General features: G+C 71.3%; 15 protein-coding genes. 8 read left to right on the forward strand and 7 right to left on the reverse strand.

The features are described from left to right. Positions 1 to 106 precede the first annotated feature (106 nt). Complete coding sequence (locus Vgi01_RS17120; RefSeq protein WP_013734471.1) at positions 107 to 790, reverse strand: response regulator; 684 nt, start codon at positions 788 to 790, stop codon at positions 107 to 109. Then, on the reverse strand, positions 787 to 1,992 hold the full coding sequence (locus Vgi01_RS17125; RefSeq protein WP_204291666.1) for a sensor histidine kinase: 1,206 nt from the start codon (positions 1,990 to 1,992) through the stop codon (positions 787 to 789). The genes Vgi01_RS17120 and Vgi01_RS17125 overlap by 4 nt, the downstream gene beginning before the upstream one ends. 151 nt (positions 1,993 to 2,143) lie before the next feature. On the opposite strand from Vgi01_RS17125, the gene Vgi01_RS17130 reads away from it, so the two are divergent. The 5 genes from Vgi01_RS17130 (at position 2,144) to Vgi01_RS17150 (ending at position 6,485) form a co-directional block, all read left to right on the forward strand. Beyond that, positions 2,144 to 3,598 (forward strand): LVIVD repeat-containing protein, encoded by a 1,455-nt coding sequence (locus tag Vgi01_RS17130; protein WP_204291667.1) that lies wholly within the window; start codon positions 2,144 to 2,146, stop codon positions 3,596 to 3,598. Positions 3,599 to 3,716: 118 nt separating this feature from the next. After that, positions 3,717 to 3,938 (forward strand): DUF2188 domain-containing protein, encoded by a 222-nt coding sequence (locus Vgi01_RS17135; RefSeq protein WP_013734474.1) that lies wholly within the window; start codon positions 3,717 to 3,719, stop codon positions 3,936 to 3,938. A 140-nt stretch (positions 3,939 to 4,078) separates the two neighbouring features. Continuing rightward, positions 4,079 to 5,290, forward strand: a complete 1,212-nt coding sequence (locus tag Vgi01_RS17140) for an ArsB/NhaD family transporter (protein WP_102656326.1) — start codon at positions 4,079 to 4,081, stop codon at positions 5,288 to 5,290. Between the two features lie 98 nt (positions 5,291 to 5,388). Beyond that, entirely contained in the window at positions 5,389 to 6,123 is a 735-nt protein-coding gene (locus Vgi01_RS17145; RefSeq protein ID WP_204291668.1) for a hypothetical protein, read from the forward strand. Further along, positions 6,120 to 6,485 carry a winged helix-turn-helix domain-containing protein gene (locus Vgi01_RS17150; RefSeq protein WP_204291669.1) on the forward strand — a complete coding sequence of 122 codons (366 nt, stop codon included), beginning with the start codon at positions 6,120 to 6,122 and terminating at the stop codon, positions 6,483 to 6,485. The genes Vgi01_RS17145 and Vgi01_RS17150 overlap by 4 nt, the downstream gene beginning before the upstream one ends. Positions 6,486 to 6,529: 44 nt before the next feature. On the opposite strand, the gene Vgi01_RS17155 is transcribed toward Vgi01_RS17150, so the two are convergent. Both Vgi01_RS17155 and Vgi01_RS17160 read right to left on the reverse strand, forming a co-directional pair. After that, complete coding sequence (locus Vgi01_RS17155) at positions 6,530 to 8,140, reverse strand: asparagine synthetase B family protein (RefSeq protein ID WP_204291670.1); 1,611 nt, start codon at positions 8,138 to 8,140, stop codon at positions 6,530 to 6,532. A 4-nt stretch (positions 8,141 to 8,144) separates the two neighbouring features. Next, complete coding sequence (locus Vgi01_RS17160; protein WP_102656321.1) at positions 8,145 to 9,101, reverse strand: DUF5715 family protein; 957 nt, start codon at positions 9,099 to 9,101, stop codon at positions 8,145 to 8,147. A gap of 185 nt (positions 9,102 to 9,286) precedes the next feature. On the opposite strand from Vgi01_RS17160, the gene Vgi01_RS17165 reads away from it, so the two are divergent. Then, entirely contained in the window at positions 9,287 to 10,987 is a 1,701-nt protein-coding gene (locus tag Vgi01_RS17165) for a DEAD/DEAH box helicase (protein ID WP_102656320.1), read from the forward strand. 197 nt (positions 10,988 to 11,184) lie between these two features. Here Vgi01_RS17165 and lon read toward each other — a convergent pair whose 3' ends face one another. Continuing rightward, on the reverse strand, positions 11,185 to 13,515 hold the full coding sequence (lon, locus tag Vgi01_RS17170; protein WP_204291671.1) for an endopeptidase La: 2,331 nt from the start codon (positions 13,513 to 13,515) through the stop codon (positions 11,185 to 11,187). A 267-nt stretch (positions 13,516 to 13,782) separates the two neighbouring features. On the opposite strand from lon, the gene Vgi01_RS17175 reads away from it, so the two are divergent. Next, a complete protein-coding gene (locus tag Vgi01_RS17175; protein ID WP_102656318.1) occupies positions 13,783 to 14,127 on the forward strand; it encodes a histone-like nucleoid-structuring protein Lsr2 in 345 nt (114 codons plus the stop codon). A 107-nt stretch (positions 14,128 to 14,234) separates the two neighbouring features. Here the strand turns inward: Vgi01_RS17175 and Vgi01_RS17180 are convergent, their stop codons facing one another. Together Vgi01_RS17180 and Vgi01_RS17185 are read right to left on the reverse strand one after the other, a co-directional pair. Further along, positions 14,235 to 15,503 (reverse strand): hypothetical protein, encoded by a 1,269-nt coding sequence (locus Vgi01_RS17180; protein WP_102656317.1) that lies wholly within the window; start codon positions 15,501 to 15,503, stop codon positions 14,235 to 14,237. A gap of 273 nt (positions 15,504 to 15,776) precedes the next feature. Next, entirely contained in the window at positions 15,777 to 16,637 is an 861-nt protein-coding gene (locus tag Vgi01_RS17185) for a hypothetical protein (RefSeq protein ID WP_102656316.1), read from the reverse strand. 235 nt (positions 16,638 to 16,872) lie between these two features. Here Vgi01_RS17185 and Vgi01_RS17190 point away from each other — a divergent pair, with 235 nt between their 5' ends. Beyond that, the gene (locus Vgi01_RS17190; protein ID WP_373306982.1) at positions 16,873 to 17,424 is read left to right on the forward strand and encodes a hypothetical protein; all 552 of its coding nucleotides are present in this window, start codon (positions 16,873 to 16,875) and stop codon (positions 17,422 to 17,424) included. Positions 17,425 to 17,464 lie beyond the last annotated feature (40 nt).

Consider the following 17,464-nt stretch of genomic DNA (forward strand, 5'->3'; position numbering starts at 1 on the left):
CTCTGACGTCTTCAGACGCTACGGAGATCACCGCCGGTGGAGATCAACCTGCGCGCTCGACCTGGGTACGACCCAGGTGGCCCCGGACCGGGGGCACCCGTACGCCTCAGGTCGTACGCCCGGACTCCGCACCGGGCACGACCAGCCCGCTCTCGTACGCCAGTACCACCGCCTGCACCCGGTCGCGGAGCTGGAGTTTGGCCAGGATCCGCCCGACGTGGGTCTTCACCGTCGCCTCGGCGACGTGCACCCGTTCGGCGATCTCGGCGTTGGCCAGCCCCTGCGCCACCAGCAGCAGGATCTCCCGTTCCCGCTCGGTGAGCTGGGCCAGGCGGGGGTCCTCGCCGGGGGTGGTGCCGAGTTGACCGGCGAACCGGTCGAGCAGCCGTCGGGTGATCGACGGGGCGACCACCGAGTCGCCCTGGGCGACGACCCGGATCGCGGCGAGCAGTTCCTCCGGGGGCACGTTCTTGAGCAGGAAGCCGCTGGCCCCGGCGCGCAGCGCGGCGAACGCGTCGGCCTCGGTGTCGAAGGTGGTCAGCACCAGCACCCGCGGTGGGCCGGCGGGACGGTCGGCGCAGAGCCGGCGGGTGGCCTCCACCCCGTCCATGGTGGGCATCCTGATGTCCATCACCACCACGTCCGCCTCGACCCGGGAGAGCAGGCGCAGCGCGTCGGCACCGTCGATCGCCTCGCCCACCACCTCCAGGTCCGGCTGGGAGTCGAGCACCATCCGGAAGCCGGCGCGGACCAACGCCTGGTCGTCCACGATCACCACCCGCACGGTCATGCCGCGATCACCTCCGCTGTCGGCGACGACGGTAGCGGCAGCCGCGCCAGCACCTGCCAGCCCCCGGCCAGCCGCGGACCGGCGGTGAGGGTGCCGTCGTACACCGACACGCGTTCGCGCATCCCGACGAGGCCGTGACCGCCCGACGGCGGCGGACCGGCCGGGGTGCGGCCCTGCCCGTCGTCGGTGACCCGCAGCGTGACGGCACCGCCGACGTGGGCCAACTCGACCTGCACCTGTGCGCCCGGCCCGGCGTGCTTGAGGGTGTTGGTGAGGGCCTCCTGCACCAGGCGGTACAGGGTCAGTTCGAGTGCCGGGGGCAGCGGGCTGGGCAGGTCGGTGACCGTGTATCCCACCCGCAGCCCGGCGTCGCGGAAGCGCTCCAGCAGGGCGGGCAGTTCGGCCACCACCGGACGCCGGTGGACCGGTTCGGCGGCGGGCGCATGCGGGGCGTCGGCGGGCGGTTGCGGCTCCCGGAGTACGCCGACCAGGCGGCGCATGTCGTCCAGGGCGCGGCGGCCGGTGTCCGCCACGGTCCTGACCGCCTCACGGGCGGTCTCCGGGCTGCTGTCGAGCACGTACCGGGCCCCGTCCGCCTGGGCGATCATGACGGCCATGCTGTGGGCCACCACGTCGTGAAGTTCCCGGGCGATGCGGGTGCGTTCCTCGGCCACCGCTGCCCGGGCCTCGGCCTCCCGTTCCCGTTCCAGCGTCGCGGCCCGCTCCTCCAGGCTGAGCACGTACAGCCGGCGGGTACGGACGTTCAGGGCGAACAACCAGACCGCGCCGATGACCAGGGCGTAGAAGATGGCGGTGAAGTACCAGATGCCCGGGGTGGAGGTGCGGACCGCGGCGAACACCGCGCCGCCGACGGCGACCAGTCCGGCGATCACCCCGGGCCGCAGCCGGTCGGCGTACTTGACCACGCTGTAGAGCGCGACCAGCACCGCCAGGTCGTACGGCAGCGGCGCCCAGCCCAGGGCGACCTGGACGAAGGCCAGCACCGCCACGACGGCGGTCACCGCCACCGGTCGGGCCCGGCGGGCCAGCAGGGCGGCGCCCATCGCCGCCCCGATCGCGGCGGCCCACCAGCCACCGGGCTGGACCGGGGCACCGGCTGCACTGACAAGCATCACCGGCGCGGCGACGACCACGTCGAAGGCGACGCTGCGCAGCGGATGGCCGAAGACCGTCGTTCTCATCGGCACCTAGCGTACGCAGGGGATTCGGGCCGCCCGGCGGGCCAGTACACGGTGGCGGACCACCGCAATATATGTGATGCAGATCACATCGATGACCTCCACTGGGGCGTATGGTACGAGAAAGGTCCTTCCTTCCCGAAGGGTGTCGCCGATGGTCATACCGACTCCGGCGCGGGCGCGGTGGTTACGCGTCGCCAGCGCCGCCGCCACCGGGCTGCTCCTCGCCAGCATCGCCGCCGCACCCGGCAACGCCGGGCCGGTCACGCAGGCGGTCGCCACCTCGACGTCGGCCGCCGCGCCGCCGCTCGGCGTCGACGAGATCGCCCACAGCCCCAACCTCAGGCTGATCGCCAACCTGCCGAAGCAGTCGCCGTTCAACACCACGAACGCCCTCGGCACCGACATCGCCTTCCAGGGCAGGTACGCCTTCGTCGGCAACTACGACGGCTTCGTCATCTACGACGTGTCCCGGCCCAGCCAGCCGAAGATCGTCTCGCAGGTGCTCTGTCCGGGTTCCCAGAACGACATCTCCATCTACGGTGACCTTCTCTTCCTGTCGACCGACTCGTCCCGCAGCGACGACTCGTGCAGCAGCGTCTCCCAGCCCGCATCGGTGAAGGAGTCGTGGGAGGGCATCAAGATCTTCGACGTCCGGAACAAGCAGCAGCCGCGCTACATCAAGTCGGTGGAGACCGCCTGCGGCTCGCACACCCACACCCTGGTGCCGGCCAAGAACACCAAGTCGGTCTACCTGTACGTCTCCTCGTACAGCCCGCAGGACGCCTTCCCGGACTGCCAGCCGCCGCACGACTCGATCAGCATCGTCAAGGTGCCGCTCAAGAAGCCGACCGACGCCGCCGTGGTCGCCACCCCGAACCTCTTCCCCGACGGCGGCTACGAGGGCCGCACCGGCGCCTCGGCGACCACCGGCTGCCACGACATCACCGCCTACCCGCAGAAGGACCTGGCCGCCGGCGCGTGCATGGGCGACGGGGTGCTGCTGGACATCAGCAAGCGGGAGGCCCCCCGGGTGCTGCACCGGGTCCGGGACACCACCAACTTCGCCTTCTGGCACTCGGCCACCTTCAACAACCGCGGCACCAAGGTCGTCTTCACCGACGAACTGGGCGGTGGCGGCGGTGCCACCTGCAACGAGACCGTCGGCCCGGAGCGCGGCGCCAACGCGATCTACGACCTCACCGGCCGGGGCGACAAGCGCAAGCTGGAGTTCCGCAGCTACTACAAGATCCCGCGGACCAACGGCGACACCGAGAACTGCGTGGCGCACAACGGCTCGCTGATCCCGGTGCTCGGCAAGGACATCATGGTCCAGGCGTGGTACCAGGGCGGCATCTCGGTGTGGGACTTCACCGACTCCCGCCGGCCCACCGAGATCGGCTTCTGGGAGCGGGGACCGCTGTCGGACACCCAGCTGGTCGTCGGCGGCTCCTGGTCGGCCTACTACTACAACGGACACATCTACTCGTCCGACATCCAGAAGGGGCTGGACGTGCTGGACCTCAACGACTGGCGGACCTGGACGGCCAAGCTGGTCCAGTTCCGTGAGCTGAACGTCCAGACCCAGCCCAGTTATCTGAGCTGGTAGGAGATCGCCGGGGCGGACGGCGTCCGCCCCGGCGCATCCCCCTGGTTCCCTGTCGCGTTTTGTCCCTCGCGTCCCGGGTACCTCGTCGGCACCTCTGGTACCAGGAAGGGATGCCGAGATGACCCGCACCGAGTATCACGTCGTGCCCGACGGTGGTGGCTGGAAGGTCGAGCAGGGCGGCACCACGGTCGGCACGTACGACACGAAGCACCGCGCGGTCGAGGCCGGACGCGAGGCGGCCCACGGCAGCGAGCCCAGTCAGCTCGTGGTGCACACCGCCGACGGCCGCATCGAGACGGAGTACACCTACCAGGACGACCCCTACCCACCGGCCGGCTGACCGTCAGCCAGACCGCCGGCCGGCGCCTGACCGCAGGTGGCGCCGGCCGGCGGCGTGTTTCATCCCCCCGGTGCCGCCGCCGTCACGTCGGCCGGCTCCGGCGCCGGTGAGACATCGCGGACGTGCGAGGATGGCCGGCCGTGACCGCCATCGGGGACGCCCCGACACCACCTGGCCGCAGGCCACACCCGCTGGACGTGATCGCCGTCGGGCTGGCGCTGGCCGGTGCCGCCTGTGTCGCGACCGGGCTGCTGCCCCGCGCCGACGCCGCCGCCACCCTCACCCGGATCCTGCCCCTGCTGATCTTCCTCGGCACGGTGGTGGTGCTCGCCGAACTGACCGCCGCCGCCGGCGTCTTCGACGTGCTGGCGACCCGGATGGCCCGCGCCGCCCGAGGGCGCTGGCCCGCGCTGTTCGCGCTCTGCGTCGGCTTCGCCGCGCTGACCACCATCGTGCTCAACCTGGACACCACGGCGGTGCTGCTCACCCCGGTGATGCTCGCGCTGGCAGTGACGCTGCGCACCGCGGTGGCACCGCTGGCGGTGACCACGGTCTGGCTGGCCAACACGGCGAGCCTGCTGCTGCCGGTGTCCAACCTGACGAACCTGCTGGCCAGCGAACGGATCGGGCTGGACCCGCTGGCCTACCTGGGCGTCATGTGGTTGCCCCAACTGGCGGCGATCGCGGTCACCACCGTCCTGCTCTGGTGGTTCTGGTGGCGGCGGGACCAACCACCGGACGGCCGGTTCCCGCCACCGCCGACACACCGGCCCACCGACGCGGTGCTGTACCGCACGGCGCTCGTCGCCTGCCTGCTCTTCGTCGCCGCCATCCTTCTCGGGGCGCCGGTCGGGCTCGCCTCGGCCGTCGCCACCTGCCTGCTGCTGCTCGGCTTCGCGATCCGCTCCCCCGGCACGTTGCGCCCGGCTCTGCTGCCCTGGCGGCTGCTGGTCTTCGTCACCGGGCTGTTCCTGGTGATCCAGACCATCGGCGTGCACGGGCTCAACGACCTGGTCGCCTGGCTCGCCGGTGACGAAGGGGGCACGTCGGGGGTGCTGCGCGCCGGCGGCACCGGCGCGCTGCTGGCCAACCTGGTGAACAACCTGCCCGCGTACCTGGCCGGCGAGGCGGTGCTGCCGACCGGCGACCGGCAGCGCCTGCTCGCGCTGCTGGTCGGCACCAACGTCGGCCCGCTTGCCCTGCCCTGGGCCTCCCTGGCCACCCTGCTGTGGCTGGAACGATGCCGGGCCGCGCGGGTACGGGTGCCGCTGGCGCGGTTCCTGCTGACCAGCACCGTGCTGGCGGTGCTCGGCACCCTGGCCGCGGTCGGCGCCCTGCTGCTCACCGGCTGAACCTGCCCAGTCCTTGTTCTCGGCCCCCACCGGCCATAGACTTTGCATTGCAAAGTTCTCTCCATGACCGAGTCAATGGCAGCAGGTGGGAGTGACACATGGTTCAGGGAAACGCCGACGACGCGGCCACGACCCTCGCCGCCCTCGGTCGACTGCGCGAGCGGGCACACCGGCGGGCCCATGGCGGGGCGTGGCTTCCGGCCCTCGGCTTCGCCGTACTGCTGGTGGCCAGCGCCGCCCTCTACCGCCACCCACTGACCCGGCCCTACTCGATCGACGCGAAGCACCCGTTCTGGGCGGGACTGCCCGACGAGCAGGTCAGCCCGGTGGCGTCCTACCTGTTCTGGTTCCTCGGCACACCGTTGCTGTTCGCCGTCATCGCGCTCTGGTACGCGTGGCGGGCCCGCCGTCACGGCGTACGGGTCGGCTGGCCGTTGGCCGCCGCCACCGGGCTCGGCGTCCTGGTGCTGCTCGCCGTGCTCGCGGCGGTGCCGGTCGGCCCGGTTCCGGACGGCCTCGTCTCCGCCTCCGGCCCGCACTGGGCCGGCCTGTTGACCCCGCTGCTCCCCCTGGCCGCCGCCGTCATCGTGCTGGGCCGGGCCGAGCACAGCCGGGGCCTGGTCGCCGCCGGCATCTGGATCGCCGCACTCACCGCCTGGCTGTGCACCTCCTTCCCGCTCGGGCATCTGCCCGGCTGGACCAGCGTGCTCATCGGCGGTAGTGGTGCCGGCGGCCAACTGTCGCTGCGACCGGCCCACTATCTTGTCCTGATGGCCCTGCCCCTGCTGGTCGTCGCCGCCGTCAACCTGGCGACAGCCCGCCGCCCCAGGTGACCGAGTCACGCTCCGGCGGCCCGGACGCCGGGTCGTCGCCGCACCCGGCGACGGCCCTCGACGACGTGGTGCACCAGCGGGTACGCCTCGGCATCCTCACCGTGCTCAGTGAGGCGACCGAGTGCCGCTTCGCCACGCTCCGCGACGAGTTGGGCCTCACCGACGGCAACCTCAACCGGCACCTGCGGATCCTGGAGCAGGCCGGACTGCTCCAGTCCACCAAGGGCTACGAGGGCCGCCGACCGGTCACCTGGTTGCGGCTGACCCGGGCGGGCCGCACCGCGCTGCGCGCCGAGGTGGCCGCCCTGGAGCAACTGGTCAGCCGGATCCGGACCGCCACCGCCGCCGACGACGAGAGCTGAGGCGCGCGTCGCTGCCACCGCGCACCGGGCGGCGGACCGGGGCGTCAGCCGGGCAGGGGTGCGCCGTCGCCTCGGTTGCGGCGCGGGGTGACCAGCCGACGCACTATCGGGGCGGCGTTCCACCGGGCCGCGCCGACCAGGTCGCGGGCGTGTTCCAGCACGGTGTAGTCCCGCCGTTCCCGACCGGCCGCGATCGCCGCGTCCAGGTCGTTGTCGCAGCTCGTCAGGACGCTGTCGAAGTCGCGGCGGACCGGCTCCAACAGGTGGTAGCCGAACGTGCGGTGCAGCCGGGCGAACAGCGGCTTGTACAGCCGGGCCCGCTCGTGCAACCCGGAGGAGTACGACATCGGGTTCTTCGGCCGCCGCCGAATGTAGTCGGGCAGCAGGTCCGCGAAGGCCTGCCGGACGATCCACTTCTCCTGCCCCTCGCGCATCTTCAACTCGATCGGCAGGCGCATCGCCAACTCGACGAGGGCCAGGTCGAGAAAGGGCACCCGGGCCTCCACCCCGAAGCCCATGCTGGTGCGGTCGACGCGCTGCAACTCCGTACGACAGAGGTTGCGGATCTTGTGCAGGAACAGCCGCCGCGCCGCCTGGGGGCCGACCTCGTGATACATCGGGTAGCCGCCGAACAGCTCGTCCGAGCCGTCGCCGGTGAGCACGACCTTGACGCCCAACTCGGCCAGGCGTCGGAAGATGGGCACCGAGACCACCGCGTTGATGATGTCGCCGTACTCGGTCAGCTCGGAGATCCGGATCGCCTCCCGCACGTCGGCCAGCCGGATGTCGCGGGGCCGCAGCTCGACGACCTCGTGCCGGACACCGAGTTCCCTGGCCAGCCGCCGCGCGTACGCCACGTCGGGGCTGTCCGGCACGCCGACGGTGACCGCGACGCAGTCCGGGTGCCGCTGCGCGGCATGCAGCAGCACCAGGGAGCTGTCCAGCCCGCCGGAGAGCACCACACCCACCGTGAGGTCGGTGTCCAGCCGCACCTGGATGCTGTCGGTGAGCGTGGTACGGACGAGCAGGGCGGCCTCGTCCGGATCCGTCACCATCGGGGCATCGGCACCGAGGGAGAGCAGGTCCACGTACGGTCGCAGGTGAACCTGGTGGTCGGCGTCGACCCAACCGTGGTGGCCGGGCGGCACCTCGACCACCGGTGCGCCCGCCCGGACCAACGCCTTGACCTCGCTGGCGACGTGCAGACAGCCCGGCGTACGCGACAGGTACAGCGGCTTCACCCCGAGCGGATCCCGCACCAGGTAGGCCCGGCCGGTGGCCCGCTCCACGATGGCGAACGCGTACTCGCCGCGCAGCCGGGTCACCATCTGCTCGCCCCACTGCGCGAAGGCGGCGAGCACCACCTCGGTGTCGCTGGCGCTGCGGAAGCGATGACCCAGCCCGCTCAGCTGCGCGCGCAGCTGGTGGTGGTTGAAGACCTCGCCGTTGTAGCAGAGCAGCCAGCGTTCGTCGGCGGAGACCCACGGCTGCACCGCCCGGTCCCGGTCCACCACCCGCAGCCGGCGGGTGCCGGCGAGCAGGCCGGCCTCGTACCGGGTCTCGGTGACCTCGCCACGGGCGGCGAGCACGGCGAGCATCCTGCGGAAGATCACCGGATCGGCCTCCGGACCGAGGCTGAGTACGATCCCGCACATCGCGTCAGATCCCCATCTCGGCTTCGTACGCCCGGCGCAGGCGTGCGGTCGCGGTCGGTGCCAGACAGACGTGCCAGGCCTGACCCTCGTCGACCACGTTGATCTCGCCGGAGCGCTGCCGGTTCAACAGGAGCCCGGCGAGGGTGTCCCGGACGCCGTACCGGCCGAACCACTCCATCTCCAGGTCGACCGCCCAGCCGAGGCAGTGTCCGCTGGGGACCATCGCGGCGTAACCCAGCCGGCGCAGCCGGTACTGGTGCTCGGCGCTGCGCACCAGGCTGGTCACCCACAGCGGCGGGGTGCCCGCCGGGGTCACCGCGGCGAACTCACGACCGATGTCGTTGAGCAGCGCGACCACCTCCCGCCGCGCCCGGCGGAACAGCAGACCGGCGGTACGCGGAGTGGCGTCGGGGAGCACCCGGCGGCGCAGTGCGCGTACTCCCCGTCCGACCAGGGTGCGGGGCTGCTCGGTGTAGCGGAAGTGCAGCAGGTCCCGACGCCGCAGCCAGTCCAGGTCGACCAGGTCGACGCTGTGGTGGACCTCGATGTCGGTGAGGAAGGTGCCCGCGTCCCGCCACCACATCACGTCGATGCGGGACAGCAGATAGATCCGCACCAGGGCGGTCAGGTCCGCGGCCGAGCTGCGCGCGTTGGGCTGGTATCTGGCCATCTCCAGCAACAGGGTCTCCCGGGCGCCGATCAGCCCCTGAGGCGTGGCGTCGAGCACCGCGGCGATGGCCGGCTCGCGCAGCCGCTGGTCGATCAGCACCTGGCGGGCCTTGGTGCTGCTGGCCGACGCGAGCGCACCCACCTCGACGAGCAGTTCCGCCACGGCGGCGCGGTAGGCGTCCAGATCGGGACCGTTCGCGGCCGGCTGCCGTCCCGGGCCACGCGGGCGACGCCGGGCCGGTGCGGCAGGAGGACCAGGCCGCTGTCCCGGACTTCGACTGGGCACTCGCATGGTCGGGTCCTCTCTCCCGGTGTGGGTTCGCCTGTTGCCGACAGTAACCACACTTTGCGGGATGAGTCCGAGCAATCCTCCCATTTTCCCTGAATGGGTGCGCACCGTCCTTATCGCCGCCGGTCGTTGGCGGTGTTGCGGTGGTCGCCGCAATGCGGCCGGGGGCGTAATGAAAAACTTGACCCATGAGTTCCACGCCCGTACTGCCGGACCCGTCCACCGAGCCGCCCGCCTTCGCGGACCTTGGCCTGCGTTCCGAACTGCTCGCCGCGCTCTCCGCGCTCGGCTACGAGGAGCCCACGCCGATCCAGCGGGAGGCCATCGGTCCGCTGCTGGCCGGTCGGGACCTGCTCGGGCAGGCCGCCACGGGCACCGGCAAGACGGCCGCGTTCGCCCTTCCGCTGCTGCAACGCATGCCCGACGAGCGACCCACCGGCGACCCGGTCGCCCTGGTGCTGGTGCCGACGCGGGAGCTGGCCGTGCAGGTCTCCGAGGCCTTCCACCGCTACGGCAAGGATCTCGGTGCCCGGGTGCTGCCGATCTACGGCGGACAGCCGATCGGCCGGCAGTTGCGCGCCCTGGACAACGGGGTCGACGTGGTGGTCGCCACGCCGGGCCGGGCACTCGACCACATCGCCCGGGGCACGCTGCGGCTGGGCAACCTCGCCACGGTGGTGCTCGACGAGGCCGACGAGATGCTCGACATGGGCTTCGCCGAGGACATCGAGGCGATCCTGGAGCACACCCCCGAGCAGCGACAGACCGTGCTGTTCTCGGCGACCATGCCGTCGCGCATCGACGGGATGGCCCGCGCCCACCTGACCGATCCGGTCCGCATCCTCATCGCCCGGGAGCAGCCGGTGGCCGGCGAGGCCCCCCGGGTACGCCAGAGCGCGTACCTGGTGGCGCGGGCGCACAAGCCGGCGGCGCTGGGCCGGGTGCTGGACGTCGAGTCGCCGACCGCGGCGATCGTGTTCTGCCGCAGCCGGGAAGAGGTCGACCGGCTCACCGAGACGATGAACGGGCGCGGCTACCGGGCCGAGGCGCTGCACGGTGGGATGAGCCAGGAACAGCGCGACCGGGTGATGGGCCGGCTGCGCGGCGGCACCGCCGACCTGCTGGTCGCCACCGACGTGGCGGCCCGTGGGCTGGACGTCGAGCAGCTCAGCCACGTGGTCAACTACGACGTGCCGTCGGCCCCGGAGTCGTACGTGCACCGCATCGGCCGGGTCGGCCGGGCCGGGCGGGAAGGGGTGGCGATCACCCTCGCCGAGCCGCGCGAACACCGGATGCTCAAGACCATCGAACGGGTCACCGGGCAGCGGATCACCATCGACAAGATCCCGACGGTGGCCGACCTGCGTACCCGCCGGCTGGAGCTGACCCAGGCGGCGCTGCGGGAGAGCCTGCTGGAGGACGACCTCGATCCGTTCCGGGTCATCGTCGAGACGCTCAGCGACGAGTTCGACCTGATGGAGGTGGCGCTGGCTGCGGTGAAGCTGGCCCACGAGGCGACCCTGCCCGGTGCCGAGGAGGCCGCCGAGGAGATCCCCCAGGTGGCCGTCCGCGCCCCGCGGGAGTCCCGGCCCGGTGCCGATGCCCGCGGCGGCGACCGCCGCCCGGCCCGGCCCCGCAGCAACGGCACCACCCAGGTCTTCATCGGTCTGGGTCGCCGTGCCGGGGTGCGCCCGCAGGACCTGGTCGGTGCGATCACCGGGGAGACCGGCATCCGGGGCCGCGACATCGGCTCGATCGAGATCGCCGACCGGTTCTCCCTGGTCGAGGTGCCGATCGCCGTCGCCGACGAGGTGATCGCCGGGCTGCGTGGCAGCACCATCAAGGGCCGCAAGGCCACCGTCCGCCGCGACCGCGACGACCGCCCCTGAGGCGTACGGGGTGTGTGCAAGGAAGGGCACCTTGTTAACGCCTCGCGTATAGAAGGGAACCCTTCTCACCCCACGCGCAACGACATACGGGCACCTGTGCCGCCTTGCGTGGCGGCACAGGTGCCCGTGGCTTGCCCGTTGTTAACAGGGGCACCCTGCTATGCAGAATGCGTTAACAAGGTGCCCTTCCTTACACCTCAGGCGGGGGTGAGGTTGGGGGTGATGAGGGTGTCGGCGTCGGCCGGGCGCAGGGCCAGGGCGAGGACGTCGGCGACGTCGGCCAGGGTGTGCACGGTCAGCGCCTCGCGGACCTCGGTGGGCAGATCGTCGAGGTCCGGCTCGTTGCGGGCCGGGATGATCACCTCGGTCAGGCCGGCCCGGTGCGCGGCGAGCAGCTTCTGCTTCACCCCGCCGATGGGCAGCACCCGACCGGAGATCGTCACCTCACCGGTCATCCCGAACTCGGGGCGTACCGGGCGTCCGCTGGCCAGCGAGGCCAGGGCGGTGACCATGGTGATGCCCGCACTGGGGCCGTCCTTGGGCACCGCGCCGGCCGGCACGTGCAGGTGGATCCGCCGCCCGGCCAGGGCGTTGGGGTCCAGACCCAGCCGGCGACCGTTGGCCCGTAGGTAGGACAGGGCGATGTGCGCCGACTCCTTCATCACGTCACCGAGCTGACCGGTAAGGGTCAGTCCGGGCTCACCCTCCATGCTGGTCGCCTCGATGAACAGCACGTCTCCCCCGGCACCGGTGACCGCCAGGCCGGTGGCCACCCCCGGCACCGCCGTACGCTCCGCCGACTCCGGCGTGTGCTTCGGCCGGCCGAGGTAGCGGACCAGGTTTTCGGCGTCGACGCGGACCGGCGCCGGGTCGTCGGTGAGCGCCACCGCGACCTTGCGCATGATCTTCGCAAGCGCCCGTTCCAGCTGCCGTACGCCGGCCTCCCGGGTGTACTCCCCCGCGATGCGGCTAAGCGCCGAGGGGTCCACGTCGACCTCGTCGGCGGTCAGCCCGGCCCGCTCCCGCTGCCGGGGCAGCAGGTGATCCCGGGCGATGGCCACCTTCTCGTCCTCGGTGTAGCCGTCCAGGGTGACCAGTTCCATCCGGTCCAGCAGGGGGCCGGGAATAGCCTCCACCACGTTGGCGGTGGCCAGGAACAGCACGTCGGACAGGTCGAGGTCGACCTCCAGGTAGTGGTCCCGGAAGGTGTGGTTCTGCGCCGGGTCGAGCACCTCCAGCAGGGCGGCGGCCGGGTCGCCCGCGTACCCCGCGGAGAGCTTGTCGACCTCGTCGAGCAGCACCACCGGGTTCATCGAGCCCGCCTCGCGCAGCGCCCGGACGATCCGGCCTGGCAGCGCGCCGACGTAGGTGCGTCGGTGACCGCGGATCTCCGCCTCGTCGCGGATGCCGCCGAGGGAGACCCGGACGAAGCGGCGGCCGAGTGCCCGGGCGACGGATTCGCCGAGGCTGGTCTTGCCGACACCGGGCGGACCGGCCAGGGCCAGCACCGCGCCGGAGCCGCGACCGCCGATCACGCCGAGGTCACGCTCGGCCCGCCGGTTGCGCACCGCCAGATATTCCAGAATGCGATCCTTCACATCGGACAGACCGGCGTGGTCGGCGTCGAGCACGGCCCGCGCCGCGGTCAGGTCGGTGTTGTCCTCGGTACGCGTGCTCCACGGCATTTCCAGCACGGTGTCCAGCCAGGTACGAATCCAGCCCGCCTCCGGGGAGGCGTCGCTGGCCCGTTCCAGCTTGCCGACCTCGCGCAGCGCCGCCTCGCGTACCTTCTCGGGCAGGTCGGCGGTCTCGACGCGGGCCCGGTAGTCGGCCGAGCCGTCCGGGGCGTCCTCGCCGAGTTCCTTGCGGATCGCGGCGAGCTGCTGGCGCAGCAGGAACTCCCGCTGCGTCTTCTCCAGCTCTTCGCGTACCTCGGAGTTGATCTGCTCGGTGACCTCCTGCTCGGCCAGGTGGTCCTTCACCCAGCCGACGAGCAGTTCCAGCCGCGCGGTGACGTCCGGTGCGGCAAGCAGTTCGGTCTTCTGCGCCAGGCTGAGCCAGGGCGCGTAGCCGGCCGAGTCGGCCAGCTCGCCGAGGTCGGTCATCCGCTCCACCGCGTCGATGACCTGCCACGCGCCGCGTTGCTGGAGCACGGCGGTGACCAGGGCGCGGTACTCGCGGGCCAGTTCCCGGGCTCTGCCGGCCGGGGCGGGTTCGTCGATCTCGGACGCCTCGACCCAGAGCGCCGCGCCGGGACCGGGCACCCCGGAGCCGATGCGGGCACGGGCGATGCCGCGGATCACGGCGACCGGTTCGCCGCTGGGCAGCCGGCCGACCTTCTCGATGGTGGCGATCGCGCCGACGGAGCCGTACTCGCCGTCCAGGCGGGGCACGGCGAGCAGCTTGTGGTCGCCGGTGGCACGGGCCGCGTCGACCGCGGCCTGGGTGGTCGGGTCGAGGGTCACCGGGATGACCATGCCGGGCAGCAGTACGGCGTCGGTCAGTGGAAGTACCGGAAGAGTTGCCATCGAACACCTGCTATCCCATTGAGTTGAGCGTGTCAGGCTCAAGTCGCGAGGAGCGCTCATTGTTCCGTGATGTGATCCAGGACACTTGAAGCGGCCGGATGCGACCGCTGCCGGGCGCTGACACCACTACTGGAAGCAAGGTCGCCAAATCGGGATTTCGATGAACCGCAAAACGCGACGCGCAACAAGGGGTGCTTTTGTTGCGCAATTGGCTGGGCATACGTCAAACTTTGACCACACCCCGCCACACACAGGGAGTAATCAACGATGGCGAGAAAAGTAATCACGGTACTGACTGACGACCTCGACGGCGGAAAAGCCGACCGGACGGTCGAGTTCAGCCTGGATGGCGTGGCGTACACCATCGATGTCTCCGACGAGAACGCGGGCGTCCTCCGCAAGGCGCTGGACCCGTTTATCAATGCCGGCCGCAGACTCGGGCGTGGCACCGACACCACCCGCAGCGTTCGCCGCGTCACCGGCCCGGCGACTCCGGGAATGAACCGTGAGCAGAACCGCGCCATCCGCGAATGGGCGATCAGCAACGGTTACAAGATTTCCGAGCGGGGTCGCATCCCGGTCGAGGTCGTCGAGGCGTACAAGAACCGCTGAACAGCGATCGCCCGCGGCAACTCACCGCGTGCGCTCTTTCACGACCAGGGCCGCCCGGAGGAAGTCCTCCCGGGCGGCCCTGGTCGTTGTCGAGTCAGTTCACCGGATCAGTTGACCTGAATCCGTACCGCGTCGAAGGCGGGAGTCTGGTTCGCCCGCTCCGACATCGGGATACGGTGCGAGCCGTCACCGGCCCAGACCGCGCACTGCGCGGTACCCGACTCCGGCAGGCCCGGAATCTGGATGACCACGCTGTCCGGCTGGCTACCGCCGCCGCCGTCCTCGGTGGCGACGAAGAAGGCGGGCACCGGTTCCGGCGCGGGCGCCTCGTCGGTGTTGTTCAACATCCGGCACGCGGTGTGGAAGTGACCGCGGGTCAGTCCTTCACCGTTGAGCAGCGAACTCTCCAGGTAGTAGCCGCCCTGCCCGGCCGGCAGGAAGCGGTCCCGGACCAGGTTGCGGGTGCTCACCCGGATGGCGAAGCCCTGGTTGCGGTCGATCTGCTGCGGGAACTCGGTGATCAGCAGCGACGGGTTGTTGGCCGCGGCACCGACCTCACCGAAGGCGGTGCTGATGCAACGGTTGCCGTTCTGGAAGCCGTCGTGCGGCTGCAACTGGCTGTTGTTGCAGTTGTTCGCCAGCACGTCGAGGCCGTTGTTCGGGTTGCCCCCGTTGTTCCCACCATTGTTCCCGCCGTTGTTGCCACCGCCGTTGTTGGGGTTGCCGTTGTCGGGGTTGCCGCCGTTGTTGTTGTTGACCGGCCGCGCCTGGCACTTGGCGAGGTCGGCCAGACCGCGCGGCCGGGGGCCGAACCGGTCGATGGCGATGGTGATCCGGTCGAGCGTGGCGCGTCGCTTGCTGGCCAGCGGAGCCAGGATGGCGTTGTTGATGAAGCCCTGACCCTTGTTGCCCTCGGCGGCGAGCCGCTTGTCGGCGTCGGTGATCTGGGTCTGCAGCAGGGCCAGGTTACGGTCCACCTCGGCGCGCGCCCGGTCCGGCACCTGCGGCAGCCGGCTGACCACGTCGGGGCAGGCCACGGCGAGCGAGCCGGTGGTCGCGCCACCGCCGCTGCGGGTCTCCTGGCATTCTTCGATGGTCTGCTGTCCGTCACCCCAGTGGTTGGTCACCCAACGGCCGTTCTGGAAGGTGCGGGTGGTGGTGGCGCCACGAGCGGCCGGCGCGGTGGCGCCAGGGCTCGGCGCGACGCATTCGGCCGCGACCGGACGGGTCTGCTTGTGCGGCCGTCGGTCACCGGCCGATGAGATCTGGGTCACGGCGACCACACCGCCGAATACGGCGAGCGTGGCGCCGATGGCCAGCAGTCGCTTCGTCCGCGTGTTACCGGATGGTCGGCGCGACCGGGGGGACCTGCGCATCGAATTGCTCTCCTTCTCGATCCGGTACCTGATTCGTGACTCGACGGACCGAACGGAATCGTGGTGGCACGCCCGGCGGACATCCGAACGCGCCGATGGCACGTCGACTAACGACGATGCCCTTTCCGCACCGTCTCCCGCGCCTGTCGGTGCGGGTCGGGGATCCTGTCCATTCCCGGTGAGGTACGGACCCGCCACGACGGGGGTTCAAAGTCGGCGGAGTTTTTTTCGGCGCAGGTACGCCGGATCAGTCGATGCGTCGACCGGCAGGCGTCATGCCTGGCAGAGATGGTCGTAGGCGAAGCCGTCGGCGAGTTCGTCGCGGCGTTCACGTAGTCGCCGAATGTCACCGAGCAGTTCCGCACGATCGACCAATATCGGAATGTCGGCGTCCGGCTTGCGCAGCCGGTCGCCGACCGCGAGCGCGGCCAGATCCTCGGCGAGTCGAGCGGGGTCGACGCCACAGGAGAGGCGGTGCGCGTGCAGCGACACCCGTTCCACGAGGCACTGCCCGGGGCGTACCTCGACCCAGGCCCAGCCCTCGGCCGGGCCGGCCGTCCAGCGGACGTGCAGTCCCCGCAGGATCGGGTCGGCCAACCGCCGGGCCACGTACGCCTCGACCGCGTCCGCCCGAGCGAGCGCGCCCAGGTCGTTCACCGGCCCGGTGCGGCCGTCGGGCAGCCGGCCGACGATGTCTCGGAAGCCGACGGCGGCCACGTCGGTCCCAGCGGCGCCCTCGGCGTACCGGCGGGCGTCGAGCAGGTACGTGACGATCCCCGGCCCGTGTTCGGCCGCGTTCAGGGTGGACGACACGATCCGCAGCACGGGCAGCCCGACGGCGGCGGTGACCGCTGCGGTGGCCCGTTCGACGCGACGGGCGGCCGGGTCGGACGACGGCGGCCGGAACGCGACGGCGAACTCGACGTCGTCGCTGTCCACAGCGGACACCACGAGGTCGAGACGTTCCCGGCCGGCGATGTTCCACTGGTGTGCGGTCAGGCCCGCCGGACGACGCCGGACCAGGTCACCGAGGCGTAGCCCGGCATGCACCCGCTGGCCGGCCCGCGCCAGCACGTCACCACGTGTGCCCTCGGCCGGGATCGTCGCCGTCGAGGAGTCGTCGCCACTGGTCATCGTCGCATCCACCCCATCCTGCCGCCGACCGCCCGAGTCTAGGATGGCGATCATGCCCACCCCCTGCCCCGGGTGGGCCGTCCCCCCGCCAGGTCCCGTCGGGGCGGGTACAAGGTCCCGCCCGGTCATGGCCCGGTCGGCCCTGCACACCACCTACCCGGCCGGCGTCCAATGGAGATGTCACCGGGACAGCGGTGCGAAGCAGAGAAGGGACGTGGACACGATGACCGCGATGATGGAGCGGAACACCGCCACCGCCAAGACTCCCGGGGCCCCGACCGTCCAGGAGCGCACCGCCCGCAAGCGCGCCACCCGCTACCTCCTCGGCGGGCTCCGCCTGGCCCTGGGCTGGATCTTCCTCTGGGCCTTCCTGGACAAGCTCTTCGGTCTGGGATTCGCCACCGAGGCGAAGAGCGCCTGGATCAACGGTGGCAGCCCCACCAAGGGCTTCCTGACCTTCGGCGCCACCGGCCCGTTCCAGGGGTTCTACAACAGCATCGCCGGCGCCGCCTGGGCGGACTGGCTGTTCATGATCGGCCTGGCGGCCATCGGCACGGCGCTGATGCTCGGCATCGGGGTACGCGTCGCCGCCGCAGCCGGTGGCCTGCTGCTGGTGCTGATGTGGACCGCCGCCCTGCTGCCCGCCAACAACCCGTTCATGGACGACCACCTGATCTACGCCGGTGTGCTGGCCCTGCTCGCGGTGACCAACGCCGGTGACACCTGGGGTCTGGGTCGCACCTGGGCCCGGCTGCCGATCGTCCAGCGGTTCGGTTGGCTCCGCTGACCTGACTCAACTCCCCCCGCGCGGCGGGCGTCACCACCAG

Origin of the sequence: Micromonospora gifhornensis (genome assembly GCF_016863515.1) — a bacterium.
Classification (GTDB): Bacteria; Actinomycetota; Actinomycetes; order Mycobacteriales; family Micromonosporaceae; genus Micromonospora; species Micromonospora gifhornensis.